This window comes from Leucobacter faecis, assembly GCF_054456695.2.
In genome coordinates this window covers 51,506-68,516 of sequence record NZ_JBTJER020000011.1, presented here as the reverse complement: position 1 = coordinate 68,516, position 17,011 = coordinate 51,506, and the positions used below count along the sequence as shown (strand labels likewise).

The 17,011-nt window shown below is 63.0% G+C and carries 13 protein-coding genes, 1 tRNA gene and 1 pseudogene; 9 read left to right on the top strand and 6 right to left on the bottom strand.

What is annotated here, in order from left to right; all coding sequences use genetic code 11:
- Nucleotides 1-21 precede the first annotated feature (21 nt).
- Nucleotides 22-855 (bottom strand): FadR/GntR family transcriptional regulator, encoded by an 834-nt coding sequence (locus tag ACXR2W_RS11805; RefSeq protein ID WP_458815850.1) that lies wholly within the window; start codon nt 853-855, stop codon nt 22-24.
- A 68-nt stretch (nt 856-923) separates the two neighbouring features.
- On the opposite strand from ACXR2W_RS11805, the gene ACXR2W_RS11800 reads away from it, so the two are divergent.
- From ACXR2W_RS11800 to ACXR2W_RS11780, 5 genes are all read left to right on the top strand, one after another.
- The gene (locus tag ACXR2W_RS11800; protein ID WP_458815852.1) at nt 924-1,484 is read left to right on the top strand and encodes a YbhB/YbcL family Raf kinase inhibitor-like protein; all 561 of its coding nucleotides are present in this window, start codon (nt 924-926) and stop codon (nt 1,482-1,484) included.
- Nucleotides 1,485-1,632: 148 nt separating this feature from the next.
- Complete coding sequence (locus tag ACXR2W_RS11795) at nt 1,633-2,658, top strand: ABC transporter substrate-binding protein (RefSeq protein ID WP_458815854.1); 1,026 nt, start codon at nt 1,633-1,635, stop codon at nt 2,656-2,658.
- 257 nt (nt 2,659-2,915) lie between these two features.
- Nucleotides 2,916-3,935 carry an ABC transporter permease gene (locus ACXR2W_RS11790; RefSeq protein ID WP_458815856.1) on the top strand — a complete coding sequence of 340 codons (1,020 nt, stop codon included), beginning with the start codon at nt 2,916-2,918 and terminating at the stop codon, nt 3,933-3,935.
- A gap of 4 nt (nt 3,936-3,939) precedes the next feature.
- The gene (locus tag ACXR2W_RS11785; RefSeq protein ID WP_458815858.1) at nt 3,940-4,731 is read left to right on the top strand and encodes an ABC transporter ATP-binding protein; all 792 of its coding nucleotides are present in this window, start codon (nt 3,940-3,942) and stop codon (nt 4,729-4,731) included.
- Nucleotides 4,732-4,908: 177 nt separating this feature from the next.
- The gene (locus ACXR2W_RS11780) at nt 4,909-8,826 is read left to right on the top strand and encodes a proline dehydrogenase family protein (protein WP_458815860.1); all 3,918 of its coding nucleotides are present in this window, start codon (nt 4,909-4,911) and stop codon (nt 8,824-8,826) included.
- A gap of 6 nt (nt 8,827-8,832) precedes the next feature.
- On the opposite strand, the gene ACXR2W_RS11775 is transcribed toward ACXR2W_RS11780, so the two are convergent.
- Nucleotides 8,833-9,330, bottom strand: coding sequence for a GNAT family N-acetyltransferase (locus tag ACXR2W_RS11775; protein WP_458815862.1), 498 nt, complete (start codon nt 9,328-9,330; stop codon nt 8,833-8,835).
- A gap of 91 nt (nt 9,331-9,421) precedes the next feature.
- On the opposite strand from ACXR2W_RS11775, the gene ACXR2W_RS11770 reads away from it, so the two are divergent.
- Both ACXR2W_RS11770 and ACXR2W_RS11765 read left to right on the top strand, forming a co-directional pair.
- Nucleotides 9,422-9,502: transfer RNA gene (locus tag ACXR2W_RS11770), tRNA-Tyr, on the top strand.
- A 531-nt stretch (nt 9,503-10,033) separates the two neighbouring features.
- Nucleotides 10,034-11,125: a hypothetical protein gene (locus tag ACXR2W_RS11765; protein WP_458815864.1), complete on the top strand. Its 1,092-nt coding sequence runs from the start codon at nt 10,034-10,036 to the stop codon at nt 11,123-11,125.
- A 32-nt stretch (nt 11,126-11,157) separates the two neighbouring features.
- Here the strand turns inward: ACXR2W_RS11765 and ACXR2W_RS11760 are convergent, their stop codons facing one another.
- The gene (locus ACXR2W_RS11760; protein WP_458815866.1) at nt 11,158-13,056 is read right to left on the bottom strand and encodes an N-6 DNA methylase; all 1,899 of its coding nucleotides are present in this window, start codon (nt 13,054-13,056) and stop codon (nt 11,158-11,160) included.
- 305 nt (nt 13,057-13,361) lie between these two features.
- Between ACXR2W_RS11760 and ACXR2W_RS11755 the strand changes: the two are divergent.
- A pseudogene (locus ACXR2W_RS11755) lies at nt 13,362-13,902 on the top strand (transposase); the annotation flags it as partial.
- On the opposite strand, the gene ACXR2W_RS11750 reads toward ACXR2W_RS11755, so the two are convergent.
- Nucleotides 13,882-14,343: a tRNA (cytidine(34)-2'-O)-methyltransferase gene (locus tag ACXR2W_RS11750; protein WP_458815868.1), complete on the bottom strand. Its 462-nt coding sequence runs from the start codon at nt 14,341-14,343 to the stop codon at nt 13,882-13,884. The pseudogene ACXR2W_RS11755 and the gene ACXR2W_RS11750 sit on opposite strands and share 21 nt — an antisense overlap.
- Nucleotides 14,344-14,438: 95 nt before the next feature.
- Between ACXR2W_RS11750 and ACXR2W_RS11745 the strand changes: the two genes are divergently transcribed.
- Nucleotides 14,439-15,947, top strand: coding sequence for an APC family permease (locus tag ACXR2W_RS11745; RefSeq protein WP_458815870.1), 1,509 nt, complete (start codon nt 14,439-14,441; stop codon nt 15,945-15,947).
- Between the two features lie 123 nt (nt 15,948-16,070).
- On the opposite strand, the gene ACXR2W_RS11740 is transcribed toward ACXR2W_RS11745, so the two are convergent.
- Nucleotides 16,071-16,625 carry a hypothetical protein gene (locus ACXR2W_RS11740; RefSeq protein ID WP_458815872.1) on the bottom strand — a complete coding sequence of 185 codons (555 nt, stop codon included), beginning with the start codon at nt 16,623-16,625 and terminating at the stop codon, nt 16,071-16,073.
- Nucleotides 16,626-16,780: 155 nt separating this feature from the next.
- A complete protein-coding gene (locus ACXR2W_RS11735; RefSeq protein WP_458815874.1) occupies nt 16,781-16,981 on the bottom strand; it encodes a hypothetical protein in 201 nt (66 codons plus the stop codon).
- Nucleotides 16,982-17,011: the final 30 nt, after the last annotated feature.

Here is a 17,011-nt window from a genome sequence, read left to right as displayed (position 1 = left end):
CAAGGGAAGAGATCGCTGGGGTTACGCCTTCTCTTGCCCCTGCGATTGCTGTGCTTCTTGTGCTTCTTGTGCTTCTTGTGCTTCTTGTGCTTCTTGTGCTTCCCACGCGTCTTCGATGCGCTGCTGCTGCTCGGGCGTACGGGTGAGGGGCGGCACCACTTCGTGTTGGTCGTTGACGATCACGACGTCGTGGTCGACGTGATCGACCATCGCGTGCACCGCGTCGATAAAATCGCGGCGACGAATCGCGTCGAGTACTCGGGCGTGGTCGCGCTCCATCTCGGCGCCGGTGGCGACATTCGCGAGGCGGCCGCGGTGCTCGGGCGTGCGCAGCTGATCGTTGATGCCCGCATACAGCGACGAGAGCAGTCGATTCTTGGCCGAGTCAAACACGAGACGGTGAAACTTGCTGTCGAAGGCGTTGTCTTCGCCGCCCGCAAAGCCGAGCACGGGGCACCTGGTGCAACCGATCTCATCAGCGGCGGCCTGCTCGAGCGCCAGCACGTCTTCGTCGGTGCGGTGAATCGACGCCTGCTGGGCAGCCTCAATCTCGAGGGCGCGCCGATAGCTCAAAATTTCCTCGAGTGAAAAGTCGCTCAAGAACTCGTTGAGCAGCGCGCTCGTGGGCGCGGCCGAGCGCACGAACGTTCCGCGGCCCGGCAGCGTCTCGAGCATGCCCACCGACGCCAGCGACCGCACCGCCTCACGCACGGTCGAGCGACCCACGCCGGTCTGCTCAGCGAGCTCTGGCTCGATCGGGATCCGGCTGCCGACCTCCCACTCACCGGTGGTGATCTTGCGGCGCAGGTACGCGAGGGTCGCGCGTGCGCGCTCTGATCCGGTGGTGCCAGCCATGTTGCCCCTGTCTGGCGCTAAATTGCGCCGAAGCCTAGGCTCATGAGTATAACGAGAGAGGAACGAATATGGCACACGAGACACTGGGGCGCGGCGCCTTGAACCCCTACGCGGGTATGCGGCAGGTGCCCGGGTTTACGCTGACAAGCGACGACATTCAAGACGGTGAACCGCTGCCGGCCGAGGTATACGCCGACTACGCGGGCGGGGCGAACCGCTCACCGCACCTGATGTGGTCGGGATTTCCGGCCGAGACGAAGAGCTTCGTGGTCACGGCGTACGACCCCGACGCTCCCACGGGATCGGGCTTTTGGCACTGGGCCGTCGCGAACATTCCGGCGAGCGTCACCGAGTTGTCGGCGGGTGCGGGCGCCGCGGGCGCCATCGAGCTCTTGCCTGAAGGGGCGATCACGATGCCCAACGAGATGCGCGAGCCGGCGTTCACCGGGGCAGGCCCGCCTGAGCACACGGGGGTGCACCACTACTGGTTTGTGGTGCACGCGCTCGACGTGGCGCACATCGACATTGACCCGCAGGCGACTCCTGCCGTGCTCGGGTTCATGATGCGTGACGCGGTGCTCGCGCGCGCGATCATTGTGTCGACGGGCGAGTTTGGCGGGGCGGCGTAACCGCAACAGCTCGGTCACGAACCGCCACACGTTTGGGTGAAACGGTCGCGCGCCAGTTACGATGCTGGAAACGGCGTATTGCTGCGCCGTTTTCCCGTATCGCCGCGGCACAGCAGCCGCGGCCAGCATCGTAAGGATTCGATAGCACATGCGCCAGACCTCGTTTCGCCGCCGCGCGCTTGCCTTCGCGGGTATCGCCGCGGCTGCAGCCCTCACACTGACCGCCTGCTCGTCGGCCCCCGCCGACTCCAAGGGAGACGCCGGCGGCAACGCCGTCGAGACGGTCAACATTGGCATTAGCCAGCTCGCACCGCACCCCGCGCTTGACGCGGCAACCGAGGGCTTCAAGCAGGCGTTCATTGACGCGGGCTATGTCGAGGGCGAGACGGTCAACTTCGACCTGCAGAACGCCAACGGTGAGCAGTCGACCGCGGTCACGATCGCGCAGAGTTTTGCTTCGTCTGACGCAGACCTCGTGCTTGCCGTGGCAACGCCTGCCGCGCAGGCTGCCGCGCAGGCGATCCTCGACAAGCCGGTGCTCTTTACCGCCGTCACCGACGCGGTTGCTGCAGAGCTCGTTGACTCAAACGAGAAGCCCGGCGCCAACGTCACCGGCACGGTCGACGCGGTGCCCGCCGACGCGCTCAAAATTCAGCTCGAGCTCGTGAAAGAGCTCAACCCCGACGCCAAGACCGTGGGCATTGTGTACGCCTCGGGCGAGGTGAACTCTGAAGTGCAGGTGAAGGCGGCCGAAGAGGTCGCGAAGGAGCTCGACCTGAAGATCGTCACGAAGACGGTCACCACGGCAAACGACATTGCGCAGGCGACCGAGGCACTCGGTGACGTCGACGCGATCTACGTGCCCACCGACAACATGGTCGTGAACGGTATCGCTTCGCTCGTGCAGGTGGCAGAGAAGACGAAGACGCCCGTGATTGGCGCTGAGCCCGGCACCGTCGAGGGCGGCGCGGTCGCGACCTACGGCATCGACTACACGAAGCTCGGCAAGCAGACCGGCGAGATGGCGATTCGCGTGCTCGAGGGCGCAGACCCGGCAACCACGCCGGTCGAGACCCCGAGCGAGCTCAGCTACGTCGTGAACCCGGCCGCTGCGGAGCGCATGGGCGTCGAGATCCCCAAGGAGATTCTCGACAAGGCCACGATCGTCGAGTAACCCCGACGCTTAGCAGCGACACACCCTCCGTCATCCTGCGCGACGAAGGAGTCGCAGGATCCACGCTGGATTCTGCGACTCGCTTCGCTCCCGCAGAATGACGGGGAGGGTGCCGCTCCCGCAGAATGACGGGGAGGGTGCCGTTCCCGCGGAATGACGGGCGCGCAACCCGCTGACGGGCGGCAGCATGCAAAAGCTAAGCTGGGGCCATCAGCCCACAGCAGTAACGCGAATGAACGCAAGGAACACATACACGCATGATCGGTGCGCTTGAACTAGGCCTCATCTATGGAGTGATGGCGCTCGGCGTCTATCTCACCTTCAGGGTGCTCAACTTTCCAGACCTCACGGTCGACGGTAGCTTTACGACCGGCGCGGCAACGGCCGCCGCGCTCATCACGGCCGGCCAGAGCCCCGTGCTCGCTACGCTCGCGGGTGCCGCGGTGGGGCTTGTAGCGGGCGCCGTCACGGGCCTGTTGCACACGAAGGGCAAGATCGACGGTCTGCTCGCCGGTATTCTCACGATGATCGCCCTGTGGTCGATCAACCTGCGCATCATGGGCACGGTGAAAGAGAACTCCGCGGTCGCCGCAAACCTGCCGCTTTTGCGCGCCGACACCGTGTTCACGCCGCTGCGCGACGCTGGACTACTCGGCACCTGGGGCGGCGTCGCGATCATCGCGGCGGGCGTGCTCGTGCTCAAGCTCGTCGTCGACTGGTTCCTGTCGACGAACCTGGGCCTCGCGATCCAGGCCACCGGCGACAACGGCCCGATGATTCGCAGCTTCGGCGTCAGCACCGACGGCACCAAGATTCTTACGCTGGCGCTGTCGAACGCGCTCGTGAGCGGCTGCGGCGCGCTCGTCGCCCAGTACCAGGGCTTCTCGGACATCAGCATGGGCGTCGGCCTGATTCTCGTCGGCCTCGCCTCGGTGATCCTCGGCCAGGCCATCTTCGGCCAGCGCTTCATCTGGGTCGCGACGCTCGCCGTCGTGCTGGGCGCGGTGCTCTACCGCCTCATCATCTTCTTCGCGCTGCGCGGTGGGCTCGACCCCAACGACATGAAGCTCGTCACCGCGGTGCTCGTGGTGGCGGCGCTGCTGCTGCCGCGCTGGGGCTTCTTGCGCAAGCTCCCCAAGCTCGGCAGGCGCGGCGGCAGTGTCGTGTTTGAGAACGGCACGGCCCAGGCTGCGACTGCAGCTCCGGATCCGGCACTTACGGCCCAGGAAGCTGCGGCAGCACCTGCCGCCGCCCCCGATCGTGCGAGCGAGAGGTAGAGACATGCTCAACATTGATCACATTGAGAAGACGTTTTTTCCGGGCACGATCAACGAGCGGCGCGCGCTCGCGGGCCTCGACTTGAAGCTCGAGGAGAAAGATTTCGTCACCGTTATCGGGTCGAATGGCGCTGGTAAGTCGACGCTCTTGAACGCGATTTCGGGGCGGTACTCGGTCGACGCGGGCACGATCGAGATCGATGGCACGCGGGTTAATAGGCTCAGCGAGCACCAGCGCGCGAAGTTTATTGGGCGGGTGTTTCAGGATCCGATGGCGGGCACAGCGCCCGAGCTGACGATCGAGCAGAACCTGGCACTCGCGGTGCGCCGCGGCAAGAGCCGGGGGCTGGGGCCTGCGCTGTCGAAGCCGCTGCGCGAGCGGTTTGCCGAGGAGCTCGCCACGCTCGAGCTCGGGCTTGAGAACCGGCTCACCGCCAAGGTGGGGCTGCTGTCGGGCGGTCAGCGGCAGGCGCTGTCGCTGCTGATGGCCGGGTTTACGCACCCGCGCATTCTGCTGCTCGACGAGCATACGGCGGCGCTCGACCCGCAGCGCGCGGCGCTCGTCACCGAGCTCACCGACCGCATCGTGACGGCGGGCGGGCTCACCACGCTCATGGTGACGCACAACATGGAGCAGGCGATTCGTCTCGGTAATCGCCTCATCATGATGCACGAGGGGCGCATTGTGTTTGAGGCGTCGGCCGAGCAGAAGAAGGCGCTCACCGTGCCACTGCTGCTCGCCGAGTTCGCAAAGATTAAGGGTGCGCAGCTCGACGACCGCGCGTTGCTTGCGTAGTTTCTCGTAGTTTCGCCCAGCTTCGCCCAGCTTCGCGCAAATATGCGGGGGTAATTCTGCTTTAGGTTGGTTCATAAGCAGAATTACCCCCGCATATTTTGTAGTTCCCCTAGCGAGGGCGCTCGGAACGACGCGCGCCTCAAGCGGGTTTGCGGCTGCGCGTCATACAGTGGGCATATGCCCCCAGTCTCGATTCCTGCCGAACCGTTCTGGGACGATCTTGTGGCTGGCGCCCAAGCGCGGGCGGCCGAGTGGGGCGGCGTCGAAACTGGCCTCCTGCATGGCATTGGCGCCGACCCCGCGTCGGCCGAGTTCACGAGGCGCCTGCTCGAACTCGTGCTCGGCGACGCAGACGCCGTGTCGGCGGCGCTCGAACTCAAACAGCTCGCACATGAGGCACCTACGTCGATGCGGACGCCAGACCGGCTGCTATTACAGGCGAGCGGCAAAGTATCGCTCGGTCTGCCCTGGGCCGTGATGCCCGTCGCCAAGCGCTGGCTGCGCGACCGACTGTCGCACATCGTGCTGTCGTCGAAGTCGCAGGCGACGCTCACCGAGGCGCTGCGCCGCCACACCGAGTCTGGCACCATGCCGGTGGTGCGCCCGATTGGGGAGCGCGTGCTCGGCCCCGCTGGCGTCGCCCGTGAAGTCGAACGGCTGGTGACCTTCGCCAAAGCTCCCGGCGTCACACACTTGATCGTCGACCCGGCGAGACTCGTGCCGGGTGGCAGCGACTGGAGCGCAGACGCAGACGTTGCCCAGGCCGCCCACACGCTGCGCCCCGTGCTCGATGCCGCGGCCGAGCACTACACGACGGTGCTCGTCGAACCGACAAGCGTGCGCTGGGCGCGGCTCGTGCCCGAGATCCTTGAACTCGCGCTCGCCGATCAAGAGCTTGACCGGGTGCAGGTGGGGGCCGCATTTCTCGCCGAGCTGCCCGAGTCGCGCGAGCTCTACAGCCGTGTGAGCCGCTGGGCGCTGCGCCGCGTAGCCGACGGCGGGGCTCCCGTCGAAGCCGTGATCGGTGTCGGCGGCGTGGCGGCGCGAGAACGCATTGAAGCGGTGCGCGCGGGGTTGCCCGTGCCCGTGATCGAAGACGAACCGACGCTCACCGCACAGGTCTTGAACCTCATAGAGTTAGCGCTGCACCCCGGACGTGCAGCCGCGTTGCGGCCGGTCATTGCCACCGAAGAGCCACTCATCGTCGCAGCGACCGTGGCGGCCGCGCACAAGCTCGGCGCGAGCCACTTGTATTCGATCAGGCTGCGGGCGGGCGTGGCCGATGGGCTCGCGGCCCAGCTGGTGGGTGAGCTGCCAGAGGTGCGGGTCTGCCTGCCGGTCGTGCGCCCCCGCGAGTACGACGGCGCGATCGAGTTGCTCGTGCCGCTCGCACTCGAGACCGCGACTCGGCCTGGTGACGCAGCTGAGGCCGCACGCGTACTTCGCGCGGCCGCGGCGCTCGCCGGCCAGGGCCCCGCGTCGACACACCGCACCCAGTCACGCAGCCGCGAGTGGGATCCGACGGAGCTCGACAGCGCGCTGTTCTACCGCGCCCCCGACGAGCCCGCACGCTTCGATACCGGCGGGCTCACCGCCGCGGTGCTCGGGCTCACCCGCGGTGAAACCGGCGAGGTCGAACTCACTGAGGTCGCACCAAACCGTGCGATTCCATTCGTGTCAGAGACGGGGTTCGCGAACGAGCCCGACACCGACGCCTCGCTCACCGAGAACCGCGACTGGGCGCGCAGGCTCGTCGCGCTCGCCCGTGACGACGTCTCTACGGCAGCACCCGCGGCCCGGCAGCTGGGCGGCGCGGCTGCTGCGTTCGATCCGGATCATGCCGAATCACCCGAACGCGGTGTGCCCGTTGCTCCCAACGCCCCTGCGCCCGGAGCGCAGGATCATGCCGTGTCGGCGCCGAGCACGTCGGTGCTGGCCTGCTCAGCGCGGTGGCGTGCCCTCGGGCACGGTCAGCGAGCGATCCACCTGCGCAGGCTCGCGCTCGGCGCCGTAGCGGCGCGCGATCGACTGCTGCGCACACTCGTTGCCGAGACGGGCGCGCCCGTGCCCGAAATTGACGCCGAGGTCGGCCGCATCGTCGATGCGGCACGCTACACCGGGCAGCTAGCTGAGGGGCTCTCCGCCGTACGCGGAGCAACATTCACCCCGGGTGACCTCACGCTCGTCGCCGGCGATGCGTGGGCGGGGCTTGCCGCGCACGCCGAGGCCGTGCTCGCCGCGCTGGGAGCGGGCAGTGGCGTGCTGTGGTGTGCGCCCGCCGCGCTCGCGGGGGCGGCTCGGGCGCTCGTTGAAGAGTGGGCGGCGGCGGGGCTTCCGGTGGGGAGCGTGACGCTCACCGTGCGAGATTTGGCTGCTGAAGCTGAGGTCGGAACGGATCCTGGGGCTGAAATCACAGCCACTGCTAGGGTCGACGCTGCCGAACCTAGCGTCACCGTGAGCGACGCAGGTGAGGCCGAGGTCGGCGTCGGCAACGACCACGCGATCGACCTCGCGATTACGCACGACGTGGACCGCGCGATCGTGCTGGGCGATCGCACCATCGCGCGTGCGGTCGCACGTCGCCGCCCAGACCTCAGCATCGACGGCAGATTTCTCGCACGCGGCAGCATTATCGTGTCGCCAACAGCCGAGCTGGCGAGCGCGGTCGAAGACGTGGTCAGCTCGGCATTCAAAGGCTCCCCGCTCGCCCGGGCAAACAATGTGATCGTGGTGGGCAGCGTGGGGCGCGTGCGCCGGTTCACGGCGGCGCTCACCGACGCTGTCGCAGCCCTGCGCATCGGCGACACCGGCGTCTCACCCGGCGCAGAGCCGAGTAACGACCGAGCGTATGAGCGCGATGCGACCCCGTCGCGCAGCACGGCGCCGACGCTCGGAATCGATGCCCAGATCGAGGTGTGCCCAATCGCGATCGAAGTGGGTCCGCTGCCAGCGCCGGCCACCCCCGCGCAGCTGCGCGCACTCACCGAGCCGGGCCGCGGACACCTTTGGGCACTCCCACCGCTGCAGCTCGACGAACGCGGCCAGCTGTGGCGCCCAGGCGTGCGCCTGGCAGGCCTCGCCACCAGTATCGGCGCCAGCCTCAGTGCGGGGCGCACCGGTCTCGGCGCTCGCGGGCTCGACGCCGAGCGCACCGCGACTCAAACGGCTGACGCGCTGCCGGGGCTGCCCGTGATCAGCGTCACCCATGCGCACACGCTGACAGAAGCGATCCGGCATCAAAATGACAGCGGCACAGGCGCGGTCGCGGGCCTGCAGGCGACCGCCGCGGGAGAGATCGAGCAGTGGCAGGGCAGTGCCGAAGCCGCGACGCTCGCACTGAACCGGCCCACGAGCGACGTGCGCGTCGAGCGGCAACCCGTGGGTGCATGGAACGATGCAGCGCTGGGCACCGCAGCGCTCGCCGCGGGCCCGAACCGCCTCGTGACGCTGGGATCGTGGCGGCTGCGACAGGGAACCCCCAGCAGCACGCTGCATCTGCGCGGCCTCGAGCCAGAGGTGAAGGCTCTCATCGAGGTGCTGCAGCCCGCGATGTCGTACACCGATTTCGATGAGCTGCGCCGTGCAGCCCTCGCCGACTCGCTCACCTGGCGCACGACGTTCGCGCCCGATCGCGACGTCGCGGGCCTCGGCATCGAACGCAACCTGTTGCGCTATCACCCCGTTGACACGCAGATTCGGCTCGCCGAGGGGGCACCCATTGTCGAACTCGCGCGCGTGACCGCGGCGGCGCTTTTGGTGCGGGCCGACGTGACGATTTCGACGGGAGAGGTGCTGCCTCAGGAATTCGCCGAGTTTCTCGAGAAGCTCGGCATCGAGGTGTCGCTTGAGCGTGACGACGATTGGCTCGAGCGCGTCGCGGCGTCGGGGCTTGGCGCTGCAAGGCGCCTGCGGCTCATCGGCGGCGACGCGGTGCGCACCGCCGAATGGTTTGGCGGGCGTGACCGCGTCTCAATGTGGGCCGAGCCCGTGACCATGGCGGGCCCCGTCGAGCTACTCGCGCTCGTGCGCGAACAGGCAGTGTCGGCCCGCGCGCACCGTCACGGCGTCGCCGTGCCGGTGCCCGGGCTCGACTAGCAGCGGCTATCTGATCCGCATTGCTTGATGCGGAATATCATCTTCCAAGAACACGTCACCCACGGGGCGAAACCCAAACTGCGCGTACCAGGCGGTGAGGTGGGCCTGCGCATGGATCCGGATCGGTGCCTCGCCGCAGCGTGCCACCGCGGCCCGCATGAGAGCGGCCGCCGCACCCCGCCCGCGCCAGGCGGGCGCGGTGACGACGCGACCGATGCTCACGAGGCCGGGTTCGTCTCGGTGCTCGCACAGCACGCGCACCGAGCTTGCGACCTCGCCCGCCGGCTCCTCGAGCCACATTTGCACAGTGTCGGGCTCGGTGTCGCGGCCGTCGAGGTCGAGGTAGACGCAGTTCTGCTCGAGCACAAATACCTCTTGGCGAAGGCGGGCGATCGCGTGGAATGTGCGCGCGCTGAGGTCGTCGAAGCTCGTGACCGTGCGCAGGGTAAGGCCTGCGGGCAGCTGCGCCTGGTCGGTGGTGCTTTGGGGGCGTGGGGTGCTCATGAAGCCAGTGTGCCACGCCGAGGCGCGCTCGATTTCCGTTCTTGGATGCGAGCCGGTAGTGTCTATTCTTGTTCGTGTTCGCATGAACAAAGGCGGATTGCCCGAGCGGCCAAAGGGAGCTGACTGTAAATCAGCCGCGCAAGCTACGTGAGTTCGAATCTCGCATCCGCCACATATCACCCCCGGGTCTTAGACCCGGGGGTTTTGTGATTCGTGGGCGGTGTTTGTCGCCGTACTTGCTGCCGTATCGACGAGACGGTATCGAAATATCGAGACGGCATCGAAAATACGCTTTTACCATGCCGACTCGTCGTTTCGATGCCGACTCGTCACGACCGGCAACCTGACGACCGCCGGCTGACGACCTGCGACCCGCCCTACTACGCTCCGGGAAAGCCCTGCTGGCGCCAGTGCGCATCAAATCTGGCGACGCGTCGCCCAGGGCTTGGGCCAGCAGGGTGGCAGGGTCGACAATAGAGGGAGTGGTCACCGGTGTGATCCTTTCGAGTGGGATGTGAAGGTTTCCTCGAAGGGTTCCCCGGTGGCCACGCTGGTCTTTCAGCGGGACTGGTTTGTCCGGGCCCGTTACACCACTCTACGGGGCACCACTACAGGCACTAATTAAGTAATGAACTGTAAAGAATCCTTCGGCCTCCTTGAATCAGGCATACTGATAGTTCTGCTTGAACTTGAAGGGTGAATAATGGGCGTTCGAGATATTTGTGAATTGGCGGCGAAAGTCGATTTCCGCGTCGATCCTTCTGGGAAGGAACGCAAGGTCTCATTCAATTTGAATCGGGTCACAGAACGTTTGCTCCTAGATGATGAGTTTAAACAGCTGGCGCCTACACTCACTCACCTCTCGCTGCTTTCTCGTCAAGCGGAGAAATACGTCCAGAAGTGCCTTGTCCGCTTTGCGTTGTTCGGCGAATTTGTGACCCAAGACATAACCACAACCTGGTATCACGTCCGGTGGACTCCAGTACTTGGCGAGAGTGATCCCCGGTTCGCTTCCCCCGAAGAGTGCATGCAAATCTTAGAGTATTCTGCACAACTCATCGTGGAATTCATGGCCCTTGAGGGAGGCCGTGCCGTTCTGGAACAGCTGGCGAAAGCAAATCGCATACAGGATGGTCTTCCGATTGACTATCGCGAGCGCTTTATTCCCCGACTTCATGCCGCCGACAACATTGTGCTTTTGGAGTCCAAGCTTGGATATGATCTTGTCGAACAACGAAGTGCCTTGCTTGATCGTCAAACAAATCCAGCACATGGAACTTTCGAGAAAGCCTACGCAAAACTTCGTGTCAAAACATACAAGACCGATCGGGTACTTACTGGCTCCCATAAGACTAACCGTGAACTTCGCTGGGAAGTCCATCCAGAATCCGTACATTTTGCGTTCCGTGGAGATTGTATGCGGATTGAACGGGTCCTTGTCGCTCAGCTCTGTCATTTGAGCGGACTCCCGACCAACCTTCGAGACTATTTACTCGAGACCAATCTGGCTCAGCCGGATCGCGAACCGCAACGGTGTCCCATCACTCTTGATCATTTGAAGTGGACCGAATTTGAAGCAGAAATGCTCGATGCGGATCATGGTCGCTCATCTTTTCAAGTGGGCCATATGAACCCCTTGAAAGGGAGCCCTGATCACAATCTCGGTCGGGGCCACACGGCACAGAATGTCTCCTGGATCTCACAAGACGGAAATCGAATCCAAGGTCATCTAAGCATCGATGAGGTGCGCTCGATGCTCTATCGCATTGCCGAAAACTACGCCGTGCTCACCTAGTTTCTCAACGGCGGCGGGTGTTCCCTGCCGCACTAATATCCGACGATATCTAGGACCGCTTTGCGGGCCAATTCTCGAGCTTCAATACGATCCATCACGGCCCGTCGAACAGTGTTAGCCACTTCAGTTCGTCTAGTTGGAGACTTAGGAAGCGGCAGAACAATTTCTGGTAATCTGTCTCCCAGAGTGTCGATAATATCTTGGGTAGCGCGCTTCGCTGTGATCTGTCTCTTCACGGGAGCCGAGCTTAGCGCGGCAAGCAACAGATACGGATCAATCACGCCCTGATCATGCACGCGAATTTTCAGAAGGTGACTCTGATAGACAATATTCGTATCATATTCCGTAATCATCGCACAGGTACCGATCAAATAGGTCCCGTCACGGACCATTAGAATGTCTCCGGCTTGAACGTCTTGTCGCTGACGGTAAGTCTCATAAGTTTCCTCAGAAACGCCATGCTTGGGATCCAGCTTCACTTCCCAATTCGAGATGTCAGAAGTCCTGACAAATGGAATTGTGCCGGTGCCGTACGCCTGTTTTCCTACTTCGTTCCCGGTTGACGTGGAGAGCGCGCCTGCTTCGATCAGATCACCTATCTTGACTAGATCATGAGTCTTCGAAAGAGCATCCAACTCGGCTGCGATCTCAGGATTGTAATACCGAGGTGCAAGATTGCCTGCAACGATGTCCGAGATTTCGACTTCATACCCCAAATGGTCCGTCGGGCCGCTTTTCGTATCCCTCTTCGCCCATCGCTCAGCCACGGTCGGCAGCTCATCAGGGAACACTTTTCTACCCCGACTGTCGTTCCCGCACTTCTTAACTTCGGCCATGAAGATGCTACTTAGTCTTCCCACTTCTCCCGCTTCGTACTTCCGTGCCACAACCAAACACGTCTTAGTGTGAGTCCCCCCGCTACCCGAAGTCTTGAAGAGCTCTTCTGGCATGCCGATGACCGCTTCGATCTCAGCACGGGTTCGGAGATACTCCACGACGTACCGATGGCCACGCGAGGAAATCAAACTTTCGGGAACGACGATTCCCAGTTTTCCCCCTGGCCGCAAAAGGCTAAGGCTTCGTTCAATAAAAAGTACTTGTGGCGACGGTGATGCCTGCAACCGATTGCCTTGAACAAATTCCTGGGTCTTCTTATCCATCTTCCACACATAGCCCAGTTCGAATGCGGCTTGAACATCCTTATTCGCTGCGACAATCTTTGCACCAAATGGCGGGTTCGTTAGAACAACATCCGCGGTCCCGAGGAGGGGAAGCTCTTTTGTCCTTGCTTCGTCCCAAGCAACTGAATCAGCTTCGACGATTACGGGGTCAGAAGCAGAAATAAGTCCTAAGCGCGCAGCAGCTAATCTGGCTAAGTAAGCGTCCTTGTCGATACCAACAAGCCCTTTAGTCGCTTCGGTTGGCTCAACACCATCCTCGATTCGGCGAAGCGCAACGGCCGCGAGGAACCCGCCCGCGCCGCAGGCGGGATCAATAACTACTGCATCGCGTGCCGGCTGGACCAGATCGATCAACAAATTCACAGCATTTTGCGGAGTAAAGAACTGACCTGCTTGACCCCGAAAGGTACCGTTCGCAAACACCTCGTAAAGGTCACCAAAGGGATCATATTGGCCTGAATGGACATTCAATCTTGACACCATCTTGTCAACCTCGACAATGGTCTCGTCGGTAAGTTCAAGTTCATCATCAGGTCCAAAAAGGTCTGGAAAGTCTCCCCGAACTAGGAGCCAAGCCCGCCTGTATGATTCAATGATCCCAAAAGCTTCAACCCGTCCTGCTTGAATGTAGCTGCTGCAGAGTAGCGCTTTCAGCGCCAACTGCAGAAGTGCTTCATCATGGGTCGCTCCGACCTGCTGTCCCGCCAGGTAGTTTCTTAGATCACGGTAAATTTCACGGTGTTCAGCCAAAATTTGACCTTCCTTTAAGTTCCATTTCCAATGGAATCACACACCCCCGACACCCGACACCAGGCCTGAGTTCAGTCGCGTTGTCCAGATCAATCGTAATGAATTCCCAGTCGCTCAGTTCACCTCACCACTCAGACTCGCGCCACCACAACAACATTTCAGTACATAGTCTGAACCACTAGGCGTATTGCTGCACTGAGAAACCTCGCGACATAGCTCAACGAGACGTACCCAATGCCGATAGCTCAGAGGAATGCAGCCATGCCGCTAGAGTTCAATTTCCTTCCTAGTGGTCGCGCCGATACGCACTCCTGCAAACCAGGATCAACGCGCTCCTCTCCGACGCGGTGGATCAAATCTGTGGCGCAGAATACGGTGCGCCTTCCCCTAACGGGGTGAACTCTCGTAACGGATACCGCAACCCGGGCACTCGACACCCGCGTCGGCACCATCGACGTCGCCATCTCTAAGCTGCGGCAGGGCACCTATTTCCCTGAATGGCTCCTCGAACGCCGCAAACGTTCAGCAGCCGCGATGATGACCGTCTTCGCCTACCTCGCCGGTGTCTCTACCCGCCGTGTGGACAAACTCGTGAAGACCCTCGGTATCCACTCGCCCTCGAACTCACAGGTCTCTCGCATGGCGACCGATCTGGACGAGCACGTACGCGAGTTTCGCACCCGATCCTTGAACGATGCGGGCCCGTTCACGCTTGTGGCCCGTGACGCTCCCACCATGAAGGTGTGTGAGGGCGGCTGTGTCATCAACACGGCTGCGTTGGAGCGGCGAGGTGGGTGCAGGGCTCTCCGCGACCGGCGACCCGCCCTACTGCGCTCCGGGAAAGCCCTGCTGGCGCCAGGTCTCGTAGACGGCCACGGCCGCGCAGTTGGCGAGGTTCATAGAGCGGCGACCTGGCACCATGGGCACCCGCAGTGAGTCGGTGATGGCAGGGTGGTGCAGAATTTCGTCGGGGAGGCCGGTCGGCTCTGGCCCAAACAGCAGCACGTCGCTCGGCTCGTAGGCGACATCGGTGTAGCGGCGCTCAGTGCGAGCTGTGAACGCGAAGATGCGCGCGGGCCCAAGCGCCTCGAGCGCGGCGTCGAAGGAGTCGTGCACGGTGACGACGGCGAGGTCGTGGTAGTCGAGGCCTGCGCGCTTGAGCTTTGCGTCTTCGAAGTCGAACAGCGGGCTCACGAGGTGCAGCTCGGCACCGCTGCCCGCGGCCATGCGTATGGCGTTGCCGGTGTTGCCGGCGATCCGGGGTTCAAAGAAAAGTACGCGAGTCACCACACGAGCCTACCGCGCGTCATAAGGACTATGCTTTCGACGAAAGCACGCAACGTCGCGTGCCCATGGATCAACGCTGATCCGAAAGGAAGATCATGTCTGACACCCCCAAACCGGCCCATCTGGCCGATGATGAACACCTCGCCGTTCTCGGCTATGAGGGCAAGTTCGACCGCTCAATGAGCCTGTGGGCGAACTTCGCGCTCGGCTTCACCTATCTTTCGCCCCTCGTGGGCGTCTACTCGCTGCTTGCTGTCGCGCTGTCAACGGGCGGCCCGCCCTCGATCTGGTGGATCGTGATCGTTGCCTGCGGCCAGCTGCTCGTCTCGCTCGTATTTGGCGAGGTCGTGTCGCAATTTCCCATTCACGGCGGCATTTATCCGTGGGCGCGCAGGCTCTGGGGCAGGCGCTACGCGTGGATGGCAGCGTGGGTCTACATTTGGGCTCTGATCGTCACGATCACGTCGGTCGCCGAGTTCGGCGCCGGTTTCGTGACGAGCCTGCTGGGCATCGAACTCACGCCTCTTTCGACGCTGCTCACCGCACTCGGGTTGCTGCTGCTCGCGCTCGCGATCAACTTTACGGGCACCAAATGGCTGGCCCGGATCGCCCGTCTCGGGTTGTTTGCAGAGCTGATTGGCGTGATTGGGTTGGGCTTGTACCTGCTGCTCTTTCAGCGGGTGCACGACTTCTCGGTGTTCTTCGACACGATGGGCAAAGCGGGCGACGGGTCGTACTTGCCGGTGTTCATGGGCTCTGCGCTCGCCGGCCTGTTCTTGTTCTACGGGTTTGAGGCGTGCGGCGACGTGGCCGAGGAGGTTTCTGACCCCGCTCGCCGTATTCCGAAGGCCATGATGATGACGATTCTGGTGGGCGCGGTGTCTGCGCTGTTCTCGTTTGGTGGGTACGTGCTTGCCGCCCCCAACCTGCAAGATATTGTCGATGGTAAGGTCGCCGACCCGATCCCCGCGATCCTCGAGGCGACGCTGGGTGCGGCAGGCGCGAAGGTGTTCTTGGTGGTCGCGGTGCTCGCGTTCATTTCGTGTGTGCTGAGCCTGCAGGCTGCCGCCAGCCGGTTGCTGTACTCGTTTGCACGCGACGGCATGCTGCCGGGTCACACCTGGTTGTCGAAGGTGTCTGAGACCACGAAGGTGCCCACCAACGCGCTCATCGTCGCGTGCACGGTGCCCGCGCTGATCTGTGTGCTGATTTACGTCAACGATGGCATTCTCGTGGCGGTCACGTCGTTTGCGATCCTCGGCATCTACCTGTCGTTCCAGATGGTCGTGTTTGCGAGCCTGAAGCAGCGGTTCCAGGGCTGGCGACCGGCGGGGCCGTTCAACCTGCGGGGCATGGGCTTCGTGGTCAACGTAGTGGCTCTGGCTTATGGCATCTTCGCGATGGTGCTGCTGGCGACCCCGGGCGAATCGGGTGATTTCTTTGCAGATCACGTCGTACTGATCGGTCTTGTCGTGGTGTTGGTGCTGGGGTTCATTTACCTGTTTGTGGCACGCCCAGACCGTAAGTCTGACGCCCCGCAGGGCGACGCCAAGCAGGTCGCCGACGAGATTCGCAGGCGCACGGGCCAGATCGACGTTCGGTAGATTCCCTGCGGTAGATTCCGTGCGGTAATGCCCGCGTGGTAGCTTTCGCCCGGCATGCGGGCGTCGTCGCGTGGATGGCGTCGCGTTCCTGGCTTCGCAGCTCGGTTGGTTTGAGCTGCGAGGCTAGGCGCAGCGCACGCTTAAGGTGGCTGTGCCTCGGTCTGCGCCTTCATCGTCCCACGCTGTGGCGGTGAGCGCTAAGTTGTCGCTGGTGAACTCGGTCACGTCGATCGGGCCCATGGGCGCGCCCATCGCCACGAACATGTCGGTGCTTTGTAACTTTCTCGTGGCGCCGAGATCAATGCGCGCCTCTCCGTTCAGCTCGCCAGAGCTGTTGGTGAAATCTCCGTCTAGGTATCCGATCACCTCGCCACCGTCGTCGTGTACGGGCCCACCAAACAGGGCGTCGTTGCCGTCGTACAGCGAGCACAACTCGAGGTCAGCGGTAAACGTGACATCGCCCACTGCGAACGTGGCAGTGCCGATCTCGTATGTGGCCGGCGTGTTCGCACCGTCTGATGTTTCGGGGTGATCGCCGGGGGCCGCGTCCGTGACGCTTTCGGGTGCACACCCAGACAGGCCGAGCGCGAGAAGCGCGCAGGCACCGAACACCGCAGCGACAAAACGGGTGGGTCTCGGCCGCCGTGGAACCTGCTCGAAACGAATGACAGCGTGCACGAGATCCTCATCTCAGTCAGAGCGAGGGCGCACAGCCCACGCAGGGCAAATCAGAAGACAGTTGCGATGGATCGTAACAGAAAACCCCTTATCACGGGCAAAAAGCGCGTGACAAGGGGGTCTGGTGAGTAGAAAAACGAAGGGTCTTAGGTCACCTAGTCGGTTGTGAAGCGGCCGAGCAGTTCAGCCGCGTGACGAATGTCGCCCTCAAGCGAGTTGACCTGCTCTTCTGAGAACGTGCCTGACTTCTTAGCCTTGTCGAGGCGTTCAAGCCCACCCTGTACCTCGTTGTCGAGACCATCGGTGACGAGGCGCTGCACGCTCTCGGGGAGACGGTGAAAACTCGATGTATCCATAACCACCAGAATACCTGATCAACAGAGCAG

Coding starts and splice junctions, on each gene's coding strand:
- ACXR2W_RS11735 (WP_458815874.1), bottom strand. CDS start 16,981: ATGGATACATCGAGTTTTCACCGTCTCCCCGAGAGCGTGCAGCGCCTC.
- ACXR2W_RS11745 (WP_458815870.1), top strand. CDS start 14,439: ATGTCTGACACCCCCAAACCGGCCCATCTGGCCGATGATGAACACCTC.
- ACXR2W_RS11805 (WP_458815850.1), bottom strand. CDS start 855: ATGGCTGGCACCACCGGATCAGAGCGCGCACGCGCGACCCTCGCGTAC.
- ACXR2W_RS11775 (WP_458815862.1), bottom strand. CDS start 9,330: ATGAGCACCCCACGCCCCCAAAGCACCACCGACCAGGCGCAGCTGCCC.
- ACXR2W_RS11800 (WP_458815852.1), top strand. CDS start 924: ATGGCACACGAGACACTGGGGCGCGGCGCCTTGAACCCCTACGCGGGT.
- ACXR2W_RS11790 (WP_458815856.1), top strand. CDS start 2,916: ATGATCGGTGCGCTTGAACTAGGCCTCATCTATGGAGTGATGGCGCTC.
- ACXR2W_RS11795 (WP_458815854.1), top strand. CDS start 1,633: ATGCGCCAGACCTCGTTTCGCCGCCGCGCGCTTGCCTTCGCGGGTATC.
- ACXR2W_RS11780 (WP_458815860.1), top strand. CDS start 4,909: ATGCCCCCAGTCTCGATTCCTGCCGAACCGTTCTGGGACGATCTTGTG.
- ACXR2W_RS11765 (WP_458815864.1), top strand. CDS start 10,034: ATGGGCGTTCGAGATATTTGTGAATTGGCGGCGAAAGTCGATTTCCGC.
- ACXR2W_RS11785 (WP_458815858.1), top strand. CDS start 3,940: ATGCTCAACATTGATCACATTGAGAAGACGTTTTTTCCGGGCACGATC.